Source organism: Halosimplex salinum (genome assembly GCF_003730195.1).
Lineage (GTDB): Archaea > Halobacteriota > Halobacteria > Halobacteriales > Haloarculaceae > Halosimplex > Halosimplex salinum.
The window spans coordinates 33,435-48,092 of record NZ_QWGG01000015.1 but is presented as its reverse complement, the minus strand read 5'-3'; the positions used below and the strand labels follow the sequence as shown (position 1 = coordinate 48,092).

The following is a 14,658-nucleotide window of genomic DNA, read 5'->3' as shown; positions in this document are numbered from 1 at the left end:
TCCCTACTCCCGACAATGGTCCGACGGATCGCGGTCGTCGTGGCGCTCGCGGTGGTGCTGGCCGGCTGTAACGCTATCGGACCGTCAGCCGACGGCGATCCACAGTCCACGCAGACGGTGACGCCCCTCCCCGTTCTGACCGACACCGACGGTCCCGACGAGACGCGGTCGCTCCCACCGGGCGTCGCCGCCAACGGGTCGCTCGATCCGGGGCCGCTGGTCGACGCGCACTACCGCGCGCTCGACGGGCGGTCGTTCACCTGGACGTACGACTACGAGCGCACGGTGTCCGCCGGGAACGGCTCCGTCGCCGCCGTCCGGAAACGCATGTCCGCCGCGGCCGATGGGTCGTATCGCCTCGATCAGAACCTGTCCACGGGGCAGCGTGCGACGCTGTACGCCGACGAGACGGGGCGATACCTCCGGAGTTCCTTCGACGACGCGTCCGAGCGCCGGTCGCTCGGCGGGCCGGTCGACTACAGCCACTACCTGTCGGTCCGTGAGACGGTCGGTCGATTCCTCTCGGTGAACAACGCCAGCGTCTCGGTGGTCGAGCGCTCCGGTCAGACGTACGTCCGGGTCCACGTCACGCACCCGCCGACGACGCTCCGGAACGGGCACGTGAAACAGAGTATCGGCAACTACACCGCGACGGCGTACGTGACGCCCGAGGGCCTGATCCGGACGATGGTCGTCGAGTACGACTACACGCTCCGGGGCGAGCACGTGCGCGTGTCACTCCGGAGCGGTTTCGACGCCCTCGACGCGACGACGGTCGAGCGCCCCGCGTGGGTCGACACACTCGCGGAGAACGGCACGGCGACGCCCGCCGCGACCGACGGGACGCCGTCGACGGAGTCGCCGACCGACTCGACCCCCGAGTCGGGGGTGACCGACCGATGAGTTCGCGCGGCGGTCGGCTTCTGATCGTCGTCGCGGCCCTCGCGCTCCTCGCCGGCTGTAGCGCCTTCGCGGTTGGCGAGGAGTCCACGCCACGCGAGACGCTGACCCCCGCCCCGGTGCCGGACGACGGAGTCGGCGAGACCGCCACGCCGTCGTCGACTACCGACGCGTTCGGGGCCTACTCGTCGATCTCGGCCACCGGTTCCGTCGACGCCGACAGACTGTACGCATCGCACATCAACTACCTGTCGAGCAGGTCGTACACGGTCGGGTGGGAGCGACGGACCGCCGGCGGCTCCGGCCCGATCACCCGCGAGTATCGGCGCCACGTCGCGGTTCAGGACGACGAGACCTACCTCCGCCGGGCCGAAGGATCGGCGTCCGACAACGAGACACTCACCTACGCCACGCCGGAGGGGACGTATCGTCGCGTCCTCGGACCCGACGGGACCACCGTCTCGCGAGTGGTACCCCGGAACACGGGCCCGGCGCGCGAGCGATTCGCCAAGACGATCACGTTCGAGGCCCTCGCGTTTCTGCGGAGCGGCTACGACGAGATCGACGTCGTCGAACGCGACGGACGGCACTACGCGCGGGTGATCTCGGAACACCCGCCGACGCAGATTGTCGAGACGTACGCCGCGTACGCGGTCCACGACTTCACTGCGACAGTGTGGATCGCACCGGAGGGGTACGTCCGTGCTATCCACTACGAGTTCGACCTGATCAACGTCGACGAACGCATCGCCGTCGAGTGGCGCTACGACTACACCGACGTTGGCAAGACGACGGTCGAGCGCCCGGCGTGGGTACCCGGTACCGCCACGGACGCCGGACCGGCCGGGACGAACGGAACGGCGGCGCCCTCTGAGCGCGCTCCCGGGACGGCGACCCCCACAGCCGATCCGTCGCGCGTCCCGCCGCCCACGGCCGTGAACGTGACTACCGCTGATTGACGCCGCTACCTCCCTTCCTGCACCACCACCGTTCTCCCCGGCACCGCCACCGTTCTCCTCGGCACCGTCCCCTCTGCCACCGCCACCGTTCCCCCCGGCACTGCGACCGTTCCCCCCGGCAACGTCCCCTCCTCTACCGCCACTGTTCTCCCCAGCACCGCGACCGTTCCCACCGGCACCGCTACCGTTCCCACCGGCACCGCGACCGTTCCCCCCGACACCGTCTCCTCCGCCACCGCCACCGACCTCGCCGTCACCACTACCGCCACTGTCGTCGCTCCGGGCAGACTGGACAGAACCAGGCCACGCCCCCTGATCGGGGTCATCCCTTCGCCCCGTGGTACTCCGTGACATTCCCAGCGTCAGCCCCTCACGTGGCGGAACTTCTTTTTCGGTTGTGAGTTAATTTCTCGAAAAATATCGTGAAAAGAATTATAGCCGTTCCCGGAGAACGGGTAGACATGCTCAAGGTCGGCGTCAACGGGTACGGAACAATCGGGAAGCGCGTCGCGGACGCGATACGCGCCCAGCCGGACATGTCGGTCGCCGGCGTCGCCAAGACGAGCCCGAACTTCGAGGCGAAAGTCGCACTCGAGCGGGGTTACCCGCTCTACGTGGTCGGCGAGGACGGGACCGACGCGTTCGGGGCCGCCGGGTTCGACCTCGCTGGAACCGTCGACGAACTCGTCGCGGAGAGCGACGTTGTGGTCGACGCCACGCCCGCCGGCATCGGCGCCGAGAACGCCGAGCTCTACCGCGAGCACGACACGCCCGCCATCTTCCAGGGCGGCGAGGACGCCGACGTGGCCGAGGTGAGCTTCAACGCTCGCTCCAACTACGAGGCCGCGCGCGGCGCCGAGTACGTCCGCGTCGTCTCGTGTAACACGACGGGCCTCTCGCGCCTGTTCGCGCCCATCCTCGAGGAGTACGGCGTCGAGAAGGCCCGCGTCACGCTCGTCCGCCGGGGCGGCGACCCGGGCCAGACGAACCGCGGCCCGATCAACGACACCATCCCGGACCCCGTCGAGATCCCCTCCCACCACGGGCCGGACCTGAACACCGTCTTCCCGGACATCGAGGTGGACACGATGGGGATGAAGGTGCCCGCGACGCTGATGCACACCCACGCGGTCAACGTGACCCTCGAGTCCGAGGCCGACGCGGAGTCGGTCCGGGAACTGCTCGACGCCGAGTCGCGCCTCTACGTCCTGCCGCCCGAACTCGACATCGACGGCGCGGGCAAGCTCAAGGAGTTCGCGCAGGACGCCGGACGGCCGCGCGGCGACTGCTGGGAAAACTGCATCTGGGGCGACTCCGTCACCGTCGAGGGCCGTGATCTGTACCTGTTCCAGGCGATCCACCAGGAGGCCGACGTGGTGCCCGAGAACGTCGATGCCATCCGCGCCATCGCCGGCACCGCCGACCGGGCCGAGAGCATGACGCTCACGGAGGACGCGCTCGGCCTCGACGGCCAGATCGGCCGGTCGATGCGCGACCCCGTCCCCCAGCCGCCCACCGTCACCGACGGCGGTCGCGACGACGCGGAATAGAGCGGCCGAGACGACAGTTCCTCCGACCGACCTGTCAGGGCAGTTCGTACCGTTCGAACGCGCCGGTTTCCGTCTCGAGGACGACCGCGTAGTGGGCGCCCGGCGCGCCCTCGAACGGGATGCCACCGGGGTTGATCCGCACGGTGTTCTCGCGCTCCTCGTGAGCGAACTCGTGGGTGTGGCCGTGGAGCACGTAGTCGTAGCGCCCGCAGTCCACGAGCGCGTCGACGATCGGAGCGGCGGTGCCGTGGTACACCGCGAACTCGCGCCCGTCGAGCGTCAGTTCGCCCAGTTCGCCGTGGTAGGTGCCGAAGTCGTCGACGGTCGACCCGAGCGCCCACTCGCCGTCGTTGTTGCCGCGGACGGCGTGGAAGTCGAACGAAGCGTCGAACGGCGTCGCCGAGAACGGGGCGACGAAGTCGCCGCAGTGGACGACGGCATCGCACCCCTCGCGTTCGAAGACCGCGACCGCTCGTTCGACCGCGTCCAGGTCGTCGTGCGTGTCCGAGACGATTCCCAGTTGCATGGCTCGACGTTCGACCACTCGCTCAATCAAGGCTTCCCCTCGCGCGGACGATCCGGGTGACGGGTTCGAGGGGGCTCCCCGGACGGGGTGACGGGTCCGAGGGGACTCCCCGGACGGGGTGACGGGTCCGAGGGGACTCCCCGGGCAGGGTGACGGGTTCAAGGGGGTTCACGCCGAATCGGTCGCATGGACGTACTCATCACGGGCGGCGCGGGCACGATCGGGACGGCGATCACCGACCACCTCGGCGGCGGGGACCACTCGTTCACGAGTCTCGACGTCGAGGAACACCCCGACGAATCGGTCGAGTCGGTCGTCGCCGACGCCACGGACGAGGCGCTCGTCCGCGAGCACGTCGCCGACGCCGACGCCGTGGTCCACCTCGCGCGGGTCCAGATGGAGACGGGCGGCACCGACGACCAGACCGTCGTCTGGAGCGAGGAACACCTCGAGAACCTCCGGCTCCACGCCTCGGTGTACAACGCCGCCATCGAGACGGGGCTGGACACCTTCGTCTACGCCTCCTCGAACCACGCCGTCGGGATGTACGAGGTCGAGAACGCGCCGGACATCTACTACGGCTCCAACGTCGAGGTCGACCACACCGTCCAGCCCCGGCCCGACTCGATGTACGGCGTCGAGAAGGTGTACGGCGAGGGACTGGGCAGACTCGCCGCCGAGTCCTCGGAGATGTCCGTGTACGCCCTCCGGATCTGCGCCGTCCGCGACGCCGAGTACGACCACCCCTACGGCGACGCGGAACGCGGCGTCGACCACGGCTGGTTCGAGCGCGACTCCGACGACTATCACGAACAGATCGCGCGCATGCACTGCATGTGGCAGTCCCGCCGCGATATCGCCCAGCTGGTCGAGCGCTGCCTCGACGACGGGACCGTCGAGTTCGGCGTCTTCTACGGCGTCAGCGACAACGAGAATCGCTGGTTCGACATCGACCACGCCCGCGACGTGCTCGGCTACGAGCCCCACGACTCCGCCGACGAGTGGGACGCCCCGCCGTCCTGATCCGCCGGCCACGGCCACGCTCCCCCGCCAGCCGAGAGATTAACTCGCCGCCGAGTTACTTTATTTCAGAACCCAGAGAAAGAAATTTAGTCACAGCCGCCTAACCGTGGGTATGGGAGACACCGACGGCGACTGGACGCGGCGGCACGCGCGGATCGCGGAGGACGGGGGCGTCGACACCGCGGCGGCCGACGAAGGGGAGAAGAGCGGGCGGGTCGTCCGGGCGGACCCGCCCGCCGACGACTGGCACGCGAGACACGCCTGGTGCGAGCGGTCGTAACGCTGCGTTTCGGCTAGCGCTGGTCCTGTAGCACTTCGACGCCGACGAGTCGCTCGCCGGTGAGCGCGCGGATGTACGCGCCGCCGGCGATGGAGACGTGGCCGAAGTCGTCCTCGCTCATCCCGTACAGCTCGATGGCGCGGGACGTGTCGCCGCCGCCGACCACGGAGAAGCAGTCCGTCTCGGAGATTGCTTCGAGGACACCGACCGTCCCGTCCGCGAAGCGCTCGTCCTCGAACAGGCCCAGCGCCCCCTTCACGAAGACGGCGTCGGAGTCCTCGATGTAAGCCGCGTACTCGGAGACCGTGTTCGACCCCACGTCGAGGAACGCGCGGTCTTTCTCCTCGATGTCGCCGACTTCGATCTCCGCGCGCTCGTCGTCCTCGTCCTCGTAGGCCAGGTCGAGCGCGAGCGTGATCTGGTCGCGGCGCTCGTCGAGCAGGCTCTCGATGGTCTCGCGGTTCGCCGCCCACTGGTCGTCGAACAGGTCCATCCCCTCGAGGTCGCGACCGACGGGGACGCCGTCGGCTCGCAGGAACAGCTCGCCGGCGATCCCACCCAGCAGGAAGTCGTCGACTTTGTCGCCGAGGGCGGTCATCACGTCGATCACGTCGGTCGCTTTCGTCCCGCCGACGACCATCGTCACCGGGCCGTCGAACTCCCGCTCGGCGATGGCGCTGTTGGCTTCGTACTCGGTCTCCATGACCCGCCCGGCGTAGGCGGGGAGCGCGAGCGGGAACCCGACCAGCGAGGCGTGCGAGCGGTGGGCCGCCGAGTAGGCGTCGTTGACGTAGGCGTCGAACTCCGGTGCGAGCGTCGTCACGAACTCGGTGTCGGCCTTGACGGACGGCTCCTCCTCGGGGAGTTCCTCGTCGCACATCCGGGTGTTCTCCAGCAGGAGGACGTCACCGCCGTCGAGGTCGTCGATCGCCGACAGCGCCGCCTCGCCGAACGTGTCGGCGACGAACTCGACCGGGTGGTCGACGTGGTCACTCAGAATCTCGGCGTGCTGTTCGAGCGAGACGAAGTCGTCGCCGCCCGGTCGCCCCTGATGCGCCATGAGCGCGACGGCGAAGTCGCGGTCGGCGAGTTCGCGAACGGTCTCGGCGTGGCGGTCGAACCGGCGATTGTCCTGGACGACGCCGTCTTCGACCGGGGAGTTCAGGTCGAGGCGGACCAGGACGCGCTGTCCGTCGTCGAGGTCGTCGAGTGTCTTGAACGAAGGCATGAGTCTCGTCTGAACGCTCGCCCGGCGGCGAGAAAAAACCGCGTGGTCCGGTCGTGATCCGACCCGCTCGCGTCGACTCACCGCACGCCGACCGCGTCGCGCAACCGGTCGCGACGACGGACCCCGAGACTCACCGCGAGGGCCGCCACGAGGACGAACGCCGCCTCGACCGGCCACGGGAGCACGTAGAGTTCGTTCACCGCCATCGCGAGGAGCGCGGTCACCCCACCTGCGATCCCCGCCCGACGCGCCTCGGGATCCGCGAAGACCCCTTCTCGCCACCCAGCGACCACCGACCCGACCAGTAGCACCCCGATTCCCCCGGCTGCGAGGAGTTCGACGAGTGACTCCATAGGGGAAGAGGTTGGATTATCTACACAAAAACGTGTCGACAGTTCATCGGCGGACGCCGAGGGGCCGCGGAGTCTCGTCTACTGCTCGGTGACGTACTCGGCGACGTCGAGCATCCGGTTCGAGAAGCCGTACTCGTTGTCGTACCAGGTGAGGATCTTCGTCATCCCGCCGACGACGTTGGTCGACTGCAGGTCGACGTACGAGGAGTAGGGGGTCCCCTGGATGTCCGTCGAGACGACCTCGTCGTCGGTGACCCCGAGCACGCCCTCGAGTTCGCCCGACGCGGCCTCGCGGAACGCCGCGTTCACGTCCTCCTCGGTCACGTCATCGCCGAGGTTGGCGACGAACTCGGTGACCGAGCCGTTCGGGACCGGCACGCGGATGGCCATCCCGTCGAGTTTGCCCTCGAGTTCGGGCAGGACCTCCGTGGCGGCCTGTGCGGCGCCAGTCGAGGTCGGGACGATGTTCTCGGCGGCCGACCGGCCGCGACGGGTCTTGGCCTTCGGGCCGTCGACGAGGTTCTGCGAGCCCGTGTACGCGTGGACCGTCGTCAGCTGGCCCGCCTCGATGCCGAACTGCTCGTCGAGCACCTTCGCGACCGGCGTGATGGAGTTCGTCGTACAGGAGGCGTTCGAGACCACGTCCTCCCCGTCGTACTCGTCGTGGTTGACGCCGTAGACGATCTGTTTGACCGGCTTCTCGCCCTTCGGCGGCGCGGAGATGACGACCTTGTCCGCGCCCGCCTCCAGGTGCTTGGCCGCGTCGTCGTAGTTCCGGAAGATCCCGGTACACTCGAAGGCGACGTCGACGTCGAGGTCGTCCCACGGGAGCGCGGCCGGGTCGGTCTCCTCGTGGACGGAGGCGCCGAAGTCGGTGCCGGCGACGGTGAGGACGCCCTCGTCGAGCGTGACCCCCTCGAGCCGACCCATGACGGTGTCGTACTTCGCGAGGTACTCCATGTCGTCGTCGTCCATCACGTCGTTGATGCCGACGACTTCCACGCGCGGGTCGCCCAGCGACGCGCGGAAGACGTTCCGCCCGATGCGACCGAAGCCGTTGAGACCGATACGTACCGTCTCCTCGGAAGATTCACTCATGATCGAACCGTCTCCCGAGGCGAGTATAGGGTTTTCGAATACGAAACGCGCGCGCCTCGCGTTCAGCGATGTGGGACCGGAGGATCCGGCGAACCGGAGCCGGTAGCGACAGTTCACCGACCGATTCGGCGGCCTACGGACGGCCCTGGCGGACCGGGACGCGGCGGTCCCGTTCGGCCCGCGCCCGGAGGCGTTCGACCCGCTCGTCGGTCGCCGGATGGGTCGCCAGCAGCCGCGTGATCGACTCCTCCGCCCGGCCGTCGACGTACAGCGACGAGAGGAGCGACCACGGCGACTCGCTCACCCGCTCTATCTTTCGCAGCGCCCGCGCCAGCGCCAGCGGGTCGCCCGTCACCTCGGCGGCCCGGTCGTCGGCCGCGAACTCCCGTCGACGCGAGTGGGCCAGCAACGCCAGCGTCAGCGCGAAGAAGGTCAGCGACACCGCCCCACCGACGGCCCGCTGGAGCTTTCCCGGGAGCGTCTGTCCCCACGCCTCCGGCCGCCCGCGGATCAACGCCACGCCCCTGGCGACCCCGGCCGCGACGGCCAGCACCGGCGCGAGCACCAGGAACACGACGCCCGAGAGCGTCTGCAGGACGCTGTACCCGAACGTCTGGACCAGGCTGTCCTTGCGCTCGATGTGTGCCAGTTCGTGGGCGCAGATGGCCGACAGTTCCTCCAGCGTCAGGAGTCCGAACAGCCGCCGGTCGACGACGACGTGGCCCCGCCCGAACCCGCCGCCGAGCGCCAGCGCGTTCGGCCGCCCCATCTCGGCGACGAGCACGCCGGGCCGGTCGACGCCCATCTCCTCGCTGTAGGCCGTGAGCCGCCGATACAGCGCCGGCGCACGCTCCTCGGGCAGCTCCCACACCTGCAGGTCCCGCAGGATCTGGGCCGTCCCGACCCGGTAGCTGACGAACGCGAACACGACGGTGAGGACCGCCAGATACAGCCCGAGCGTCGACAGCGGCGGCCGGATCGCCCACACCGCCCGCGCGAACAGGTACACCAGATACGCGCCGGTCAGGTACACCGCCAGCGTGAGCACGCCGACGACGACCATCAGCCCACGGAGCACCCAGCGCATATCTCACTCTGCGTCTCCGACCCTGAAAACGCTTACCGGCGACCCGTCGAAGCGCGACCGGTGGTCATCGGCCGCGGACACGCCGAGCCAGCACGCTCATTTGGCTCCGGCAGAGACACGTACGCAATGGACGGGGACACGATGCTGAACCTGGTCGGTGCGGGGCTGGTAGCGGCGCTCCTCGTCGGACTCCTCGTGGTCGGACTGAACTTCGCCGGCGGGGCCTCGGAGAACGAGGCGCCCGACGTCGAGTGGTCGGTCGAACGGATCAACGACACCGCGGTCCGAGTGAGCCACGCGGGCGGTGAGCCCGTCCGGGCCGAAGAGGTCAGAGTCACCGTCGACAGCGTCGCGGGACAGACCGACTGGCCCGACCCGATAACGGAGGGCGACAGCGCGGTCGTCCAGGCCAGCGAGGGGTCGCTCGTTCGCGTCGTCTGGAACGGCGGCCGCGGCGACCGCGATATCATGCACAGCGAACGGCCCTGAGTGGAGAAAACGGCGGTCGTCTCAGTCGCCGCTGGTGAGGTTCGCCACCGTCTCGACGCCGTCCGGCGTGACGCGGTAGCGGGCGTTCGCGTCCACCTCGAAGGACGCCTCCTCGCCGTCGGGCCAGGTCACCGAGAGCGTCACCGTCTCGGCGTCGCCGGTGCCGACGTGCGTGACGGGCGACTCCTGCGAGAGGAAGCCGGTGCGGGCGTTCTGCCAGACGCTGGTCTCCGTGCCGTCGGCCTCGACGGTGGCGGTCGCGCCGAGCGCGGTGGCGCCGTTCCCGTCGACGACTTCGAACTGGACGGCGTCGGCGGCCTCGGCCGTGTTCTCGTAGACGGCGAAGTCGCCGTGGTAGCTGGCGATCACGACGTCCTGGTCGCCGTCGCGGTCGTAGTCCATCGTCACCATCCCGCGGCCGTCGTGCTCCTCGAACCCGCGCGCCGAGGCGTTCAGGCGGTCGAAGTCGTCGCCCTCGCGTTCCCAGATCATCGGGAGCGTGTAGACGGGGTTGTCCATGTCGAGGCGAACGACGATCTGCGTGGTGTGGAGCAGGTCGCGATCGCCGTCGTTGTCGAAGTCGGCGAAGCTGGCGGCCCAGCCCCACCCGCCCTGTCGGACGCCGTACGCGGGCGCCTGATCGTCGAACCGCCCGTCGCCCTCGTTGACGAGCATCGTGTTCCCCTTCGTCCGCCCGGAGTGGATCACGAAGTCGAGGAACCGCTTGAGGCGGTCGAAGCGCTCGGCGGACATGTTCTCGCGGGAGACGGGGATGTCGATGTTGGTGACGAACACGTCCGGTCGACCGTCGCCGTTCACGTCCCCGATCTCGGAGGCCATCCCGTTGCGGGCCGTCGGACCGCCGAGCTGGCGCTGTTCGAAGGTGCCGTCACCCCGGTTCAGGTAGACGGTGTCGTTGTTGTAGTCGTTGGCGACGTGGACGTCGGGGGTGCCGTCGCCGGTCAGGTCGACGAAGCTCGCGGCCAGACTCCAGCGGTCGCCCTCGATGCCGGGGGCGTCAGCGCGCTCGAACCCGTCGCCGGTGTTCTCGTAGAGGACGTTCGGGTTGCCGTTGTCGTCGGCGATCGACCTGTTGGTGCTGAAGTAGCCGTCCGGCCGCTCGTCGGCCCAGTCGCCCGACTGGTAGACGAACAGGTCCCGGTCGCCGTCGCCGTCGTAGTCCGCGACGGTGGCGCCCAGCGGGTACGTGAGGTCGTCGAGACCGACGTCGTCGCGCTCGAAGGTCCCCTCGTCGTTGTGGAGCGCGACCGCTTCGCCGTCGTGGGCGAACAGGAGCAGGTCGCGCCAGCCGTCGCCGTCGTAGTCGACGAACGTCGCGCTCTTGAACGGGCGCTCGAGCGACGGGAGCGCGCCCGAACGGTCGAACTCGCCGCCGGTGTTGCGGTACAGCACGGGCCGCTCGCCGCCGATCGCGAGCAGGTCTTCCCAGCCGTCGTTGTCCACGTCGGCCGTGTAGACGCCGGAGTTCCCGTTGCCGGCACCGGTGCCCGTCCCCTCGTAGTCGAGGCCCGCCTCCCGCGTGACGTTCTCGAAGCCGAGTTCGGCGCTGTCGTCGGACTCCGAAGTGCCGCCGAAGGCGCCGGTACACCCCGAGACGACGAGGAGCGCGGCGACGGCGACGGTCATCGCCGCCCGACGCCCCGTCGGTGTGCCGGTCATGCGTCCACACCGGTCGGCAGCGCTCGTTCGTCACGGGGCGGGATCAGGAAGGTTCCGCGGTGCCTGGTCTCGAGGTAGTCGATGATACCGTGGTTCTCGGCGGGGACGTCGTCGTCGTACTCGTCGGTGTTCATCGCCTTGCGCGTCTCGACGAAGTCGTCGACGTGGCGCTGATGGCTGGTGAAGTTGAAGTCCGTCCCGCCGTCGAGGTCGGAGACGTCCGTCGCGATGCCCTCCGACCGCCGGAGGATCGTCGGCACGAACTCGTCGTCGCGGGCGGCCGCGACCTTCTGGGTGTGTCCCACGCGCCCGTACTCCTCCGCGTACGCCTCCACGTTCTCGGCGTTCTCCTCCGTGATCCTGCTCTCGGCGCCGAGCCGCTCGCCGATCTCGCCGATCTCGTCGGTGTCGTGGGCCGGACAGAACATCTCCGCGGCTCGCTCCTCGTGGGGCTGGTCGTACCAGCGTTCGAGGTCGATGTGGAGCCGGGACGCCGCCTGGGTCGTCCCACCGGCGAAGGGCCCCTCCTGGATAGTGACCCGGTCTTCGGAGGGCTGACTGTCTCTGAAGCCGGACTTGAACCCCATCGACAGCGGGGCGTCCTCCGGGATCGACTCGTTGTCGAGTTCCTCGGCGGGATTCCCCTTCCCGACGATCCCGGTCCGGCGTTCGGCCAGCGAGAACACGCCCTCCAGCGATTCGGATACTTCGACCCCGTTGACGACGGCGGCTTCGCCGAACAGCGCTTGCTCGGCGGCCATCACGACGGACCCGATATCGCTCGTCAGCAACAGGAGCGCGTCGAAGTCGTCGGCGTTCGACGGGTCTTCACCGACGGCCTCGAGGACTGCCTCGGGCGGTCTGAGCTGATCGGGAACGTCGCCGGTCCGCTCGAAATACTGCGGCGCGTACCCCAGTGTGAACAGCAGCCCGCGCGTGAACGACGCGGTCGGGTCCCCACCGGTCCCCCACTGGAAGGCGCGTTCGAGGGTCTGCAGCGCCGATTCGACCTGCTCGCGTTCCGCCTCGGTCGGCGGGACAGAGCCCTCGTAGGTGAGCCCGAGTAACACTTGCTGCTGGGGGATCACCGTGTTGTCGTGGGCGTCGTGGACGATGTACTCGTTCCAGGCGTGCTGACGCGCCGGGACCGCGTCCGGATCCCCCGACGGGACCGAGCGGTCCGCGAGCGCGTCTTCGGACTCGGTCGCCGTCGGGGACTCGGGCCCGTCACGGCCGTCGAGAAGCGACCCCTCGCGGTCGAGACACGCGGAGAGAGCGCTCGACCCACCGATAGCGACCGCCGCAGCGACGAAGTCCCTGCGGCTCAGGCCGCGGTCTCTGTCCGGTAGCATTCTCTGAGAGTTGTCGACTGCCACCCAAAACTCTTTCTACCGGGAGAATTCGGGCGGTCGGCGTGACCGATCGGTTCGGCTCAGCGAAACGGACGAAACGTTCTCCTTTCGAACAATAACTATCTTTCCAAACTTTTATGAACCCCCGCTAATAACCTATCAGAAGCATGTCTGACAGCACAAAAGAGTACAGCGACGTCATCGACCGGCGGAAGTTCCTGACACTGGCGGGAGCATCCGGCGCCGCTGCGCTCGCAGGGTGTGGTGGAGATGGCGGGGAGACAGATAACGAAGACGGCGGGTCCGACGGCAGCGACGGGTCCGACGGGTCCGACGGCAGTGACGGGTCCGACGGCGGCGACGGGTCCGACGGCGGTAGCACGACCGTCGTCGACCAGACTCACTCGAGTGGCCTCCAGGCCGACCCGACCAACCGGACGCTCAACAACCACAACACGCAGATCGCCTCCGAGCCGGCACGACGGCTGGCGTTCGACCGTTACGCAGCGTACTCCTTCGAGACCAACGAGTTCCAGCTCGCGGCGCTGGACGACTGGGAGTTCGAGAACGAGACGGTCACGCTAACCTTCCGCGAGGACCTCTCGTGGTCCGACGGCAGCGACGTGACCACCCAGGACATCGACACCCAGTTCCAGATCCTCGAGAAGACCGGCAGCGCCATCTGGGGCTACGTCGAGAGCACCGAGGTCGTCGACGACTACACGTTCCAGATGAACCTCACTGGCCCGACCAACCCCGTGATGGTCAAACACCAGCTGGGTAACATGTGGATCGACACGCCCCACGCGGCGTTCGAGCAGTTCCTCGACGCCGACGCCTCCGAAGTCCAGCAGTGGAACTGGGAGGACAGCGACACCGACGTCGTCACGAGCGGCGCCTGGCGCTACGTCGACAAGAACCAGCAGCAGTGGAACTTCGAGCGCAACGAGGAGTTCCACAGCATCGAGAACGTCAACTTCTCGGACTACCAGTTCGACGCCTATCAGGAAGCGTCGACGCCCCAGCAGGACTTCACGACCGGCGGCGGCCGGTTCGACAGCGTCTGGAGCATGTTCGCCGGCCCCGAGACGGTGGACGCGTTCCAGGACTACGTGATGGAGGTCCAGACCATCCCGGCCAAGTGGGGCTACGGGATGATCTTCAACCACGACGACCCGATCTTCGGCGACCGGGCCGTCCGACACGCCATCGCCTACGTCGTCAACCGACAGGAACTGGTCGACAACGCGGGCCCGCGCACGAAGTTCCCGGCCGAGATCCCCTGTGGGATCGCGCCGCGTAACATCGACGAGTGGCTCGGCGACACCAAGGGCCAGTTCAACGACTACGGCGTCGACGAGTCCGACCAGGAGACGGCGACCCAGATCCTCGAGGACGCCGGCTACTCGAAGGAAGGCGACACCTGGATGACTCCCGACGGCGAGGAGATCAGCGTCGAGTACCTCACGCCCGGTGGCTGGACCGACTGGACGGCGATGACCGAGACGGTCGTCGACCGCCTCAACGACTTCGGGTTCGACGTCTCCATTGCGACGCGCCCGACCAGCGACCTGTTCGGCGAGTACATCGAGGGTAACTTCCAGTTCGGCGGGTTCTTCTGGCTGCCCGGCCAGGCCCGTTCGACCTTCCCGTACTTCCCGCTGCGCCACCAGCTGGTGCTGGACGCGCTGGACGGCGGACACAGCTACGACACCGAGTCCGACCAGACCATCCCGGCGATGAGCGGCGACGGCGAGATGACGCTCAACCCGCTCGAGAAGGTCGAGGAGATCGGGACGGTCGCGACCACCGAGGAGGCCCAGCCCATCGTGCAGGAGGCCGCCTGGCACAACAACTACGACCTGCCGATGCTGTCGCTGGTCTCCAAGTTCGAGCAGTCCTGGGTGACCACCGACGACTGGAACGTCGACATCCAGGAGGGCGACCCCGAGCGCGGTATCAAGTGGCCGCCGTTCTGGCTGCCCCGCGCGGGCAAGCTGACCGCCAAGGAGTAACGGACTCCACGGCGGTCCGATCGTCCAGTTGAACAGACCGGTTTCGAACCGAACCGTTTCTGCCGACGCGAGTCGTCAAAGCTTAAAGTGCTGACGGAGAACATCGTCAACAGGACGC

At 68.3% G+C, this 14,658-nt stretch carries 15 protein-coding genes; 7 read left to right on the top strand and 8 right to left on the bottom strand.

Translation table 11 applies throughout. The annotated features are described in order from the left end of the window. The first annotated feature begins 15 nt into the window (after positions 1–15). Positions 16–903 carry a hypothetical protein gene (locus tag D1409_RS23230; RefSeq protein WP_123539347.1) on the top strand — a complete coding sequence of 296 codons (888 nt, stop codon included), beginning with the start codon at positions 16–18 and terminating at the stop codon, positions 901–903. Further along, entirely contained in the window at positions 900–1,859 is a 960-nt protein-coding gene (locus tag D1409_RS23225; RefSeq protein WP_123539346.1) for a DUF7537 family lipoprotein, read from the top strand. Before D1409_RS23230 ends, D1409_RS23225 begins: the two co-directional genes overlap by 4 nt. Before the next feature lie 5 nt (positions 1,860–1,864). Here the strand turns inward: D1409_RS23225 and D1409_RS23220 are convergent, their stop codons facing one another. Then, positions 1,865–2,095 (bottom strand): hypothetical protein, encoded by a 231-nt coding sequence (locus D1409_RS23220; protein WP_164471868.1) that lies wholly within the window; start codon positions 2,093–2,095, stop codon positions 1,865–1,867. A 225-nt stretch (positions 2,096–2,320) separates the two neighbouring features. Between D1409_RS23220 and D1409_RS23215 the strand changes: the two genes are divergently transcribed. Further along, entirely contained in the window at positions 2,321–3,409 is a 1,089-nt protein-coding gene (locus D1409_RS23215) for a type II glyceraldehyde-3-phosphate dehydrogenase (protein ID WP_123539344.1), read from the top strand. A gap of 34 nt (positions 3,410–3,443) precedes the next feature. Here D1409_RS23215 and D1409_RS23210 read toward each other — a convergent pair whose 3' ends face one another. Then, positions 3,444–3,935: a metallophosphoesterase gene (locus D1409_RS23210; RefSeq protein ID WP_123539343.1), complete on the bottom strand. Its 492-nt coding sequence runs from the start codon at positions 3,933–3,935 to the stop codon at positions 3,444–3,446. A gap of 186 nt (positions 3,936–4,121) precedes the next feature. Here D1409_RS23210 and D1409_RS23205 point away from each other — a divergent pair, with 186 nt between their 5' ends. Then, a complete protein-coding gene (locus D1409_RS23205) occupies positions 4,122–4,958 on the top strand; it encodes an NAD-dependent epimerase/dehydratase family protein (RefSeq protein ID WP_123539342.1) in 837 nt (278 codons plus the stop codon). A gap of 112 nt (positions 4,959–5,070) precedes the next feature. Continuing rightward, positions 5,071–5,238 (top strand): hypothetical protein, encoded by a 168-nt coding sequence (locus D1409_RS24980; RefSeq protein ID WP_164471867.1) that lies wholly within the window; start codon positions 5,071–5,073, stop codon positions 5,236–5,238. 13 nt (positions 5,239–5,251) lie between these two features. Here D1409_RS24980 and D1409_RS23200 read toward each other — a convergent pair whose 3' ends face one another. From D1409_RS23200 to D1409_RS23185, 4 genes are all read right to left on the bottom strand, one after another. Beyond that, complete coding sequence (locus tag D1409_RS23200; protein ID WP_123539341.1) at positions 5,252–6,466, bottom strand: phosphoglycerate kinase; 1,215 nt, start codon at positions 6,464–6,466, stop codon at positions 5,252–5,254. Between the two features lie 77 nt (positions 6,467–6,543). Continuing rightward, positions 6,544–6,819, bottom strand: coding sequence for a hypothetical protein (locus D1409_RS23195; RefSeq protein WP_123539340.1), 276 nt, complete (start codon positions 6,817–6,819; stop codon positions 6,544–6,546). Positions 6,820–6,897: 78 nt separating this feature from the next. Next, on the bottom strand, positions 6,898–7,917 hold the full coding sequence (gene gap / locus D1409_RS23190; RefSeq protein ID WP_123539339.1) for a type I glyceraldehyde-3-phosphate dehydrogenase: 1,020 nt from the start codon (positions 7,915–7,917) through the stop codon (positions 6,898–6,900). A 133-nt stretch (positions 7,918–8,050) separates the two neighbouring features. Further along, the gene (locus tag D1409_RS23185; protein ID WP_123539338.1) at positions 8,051–9,004 is read right to left on the bottom strand and encodes a M48 family metallopeptidase; all 954 of its coding nucleotides are present in this window, start codon (positions 9,002–9,004) and stop codon (positions 8,051–8,053) included. Positions 9,005–9,130: 126 nt separating this feature from the next. Here D1409_RS23185 and D1409_RS23180 point away from each other — a divergent pair, with 126 nt between their 5' ends. After that, a complete protein-coding gene (locus D1409_RS23180) occupies positions 9,131–9,493 on the top strand; it encodes a hypothetical protein (RefSeq protein WP_123539337.1) in 363 nt (120 codons plus the stop codon). A gap of 21 nt (positions 9,494–9,514) precedes the next feature. On the opposite strand, the gene D1409_RS23175 is transcribed toward D1409_RS23180, so the two are convergent. Together D1409_RS23175 and D1409_RS23170 are read right to left on the bottom strand one after the other, a co-directional pair. Continuing rightward, positions 9,515–11,173, bottom strand: a complete 1,659-nt coding sequence (locus D1409_RS23175) for a CRTAC1 family protein (protein WP_123539336.1) — start codon at positions 11,171–11,173, stop codon at positions 9,515–9,517. After that, entirely contained in the window at positions 11,170–12,525 is a 1,356-nt protein-coding gene (locus D1409_RS23170; RefSeq protein WP_123539335.1) for a DUF7405 family protein, read from the bottom strand. The genes D1409_RS23175 and D1409_RS23170 overlap by 4 nt, the downstream gene beginning before the upstream one ends. Before the next feature lie 167 nt (positions 12,526–12,692). Between D1409_RS23170 and D1409_RS23165 the strand changes: the two genes are divergently transcribed. Beyond that, positions 12,693–14,540: an ABC transporter substrate-binding protein gene (locus D1409_RS23165; protein WP_235853715.1), complete on the top strand. Its 1,848-nt coding sequence runs from the start codon at positions 12,693–12,695 to the stop codon at positions 14,538–14,540. The last annotated feature ends 118 nt before the right edge of the window (positions 14,541–14,658 follow it).

Excerpts from the sequence above, each read along its gene's own strand:
- D1409_RS24980 (WP_164471867.1), top strand. The coding sequence starts at position 5,071 with ATGGGAGACACCGACGGCGACTGGACGCGGCGGCACGCGCGGATCGCG.
- D1409_RS23180 (WP_123539337.1), top strand. The coding sequence starts at position 9,131 with ATGGACGGGGACACGATGCTGAACCTGGTCGGTGCGGGGCTGGTAGCG.
- gap (WP_123539339.1), bottom strand. The coding sequence starts at position 7,917 with ATGAGTGAATCTTCCGAGGAGACGGTACGTATCGGTCTCAACGGCTTC.
- D1409_RS23195 (WP_123539340.1), bottom strand. The coding sequence starts at position 6,819 with ATGGAGTCACTCGTCGAACTCCTCGCAGCCGGGGGAATCGGGGTGCTA.
- D1409_RS23230 (WP_123539347.1), top strand. The coding sequence starts at position 16 with ATGGTCCGACGGATCGCGGTCGTCGTGGCGCTCGCGGTGGTGCTGGCC.
- D1409_RS23205 (WP_123539342.1), top strand. The coding sequence starts at position 4,122 with ATGGACGTACTCATCACGGGCGGCGCGGGCACGATCGGGACGGCGATC.
- D1409_RS23185 (WP_123539338.1), bottom strand. The coding sequence starts at position 9,004 with ATGCGCTGGGTGCTCCGTGGGCTGATGGTCGTCGTCGGCGTGCTCACG.
- D1409_RS23170 (WP_123539335.1), bottom strand. The coding sequence starts at position 12,525 with ATGCTACCGGACAGAGACCGCGGCCTGAGCCGCAGGGACTTCGTCGCT.
- D1409_RS23225 (WP_123539346.1), top strand. The coding sequence starts at position 900 with ATGAGTTCGCGCGGCGGTCGGCTTCTGATCGTCGTCGCGGCCCTCGCG.
- D1409_RS23215 (WP_123539344.1), top strand. The coding sequence starts at position 2,321 with ATGCTCAAGGTCGGCGTCAACGGGTACGGAACAATCGGGAAGCGCGTC.
- D1409_RS23210 (WP_123539343.1), bottom strand. The coding sequence starts at position 3,935 with ATGCAACTGGGAATCGTCTCGGACACGCACGACGACCTGGACGCGGTC.
- D1409_RS23175 (WP_123539336.1), bottom strand. The coding sequence starts at position 11,173 with ATGACCGGCACACCGACGGGGCGTCGGGCGGCGATGACCGTCGCCGTC.
- D1409_RS23200 (WP_123539341.1), bottom strand. The coding sequence starts at position 6,466 with ATGCCTTCGTTCAAGACACTCGACGACCTCGACGACGGACAGCGCGTC.
- D1409_RS23165 (WP_235853715.1), top strand. The coding sequence starts at position 12,693 with ATGTCTGACAGCACAAAAGAGTACAGCGACGTCATCGACCGGCGGAAG.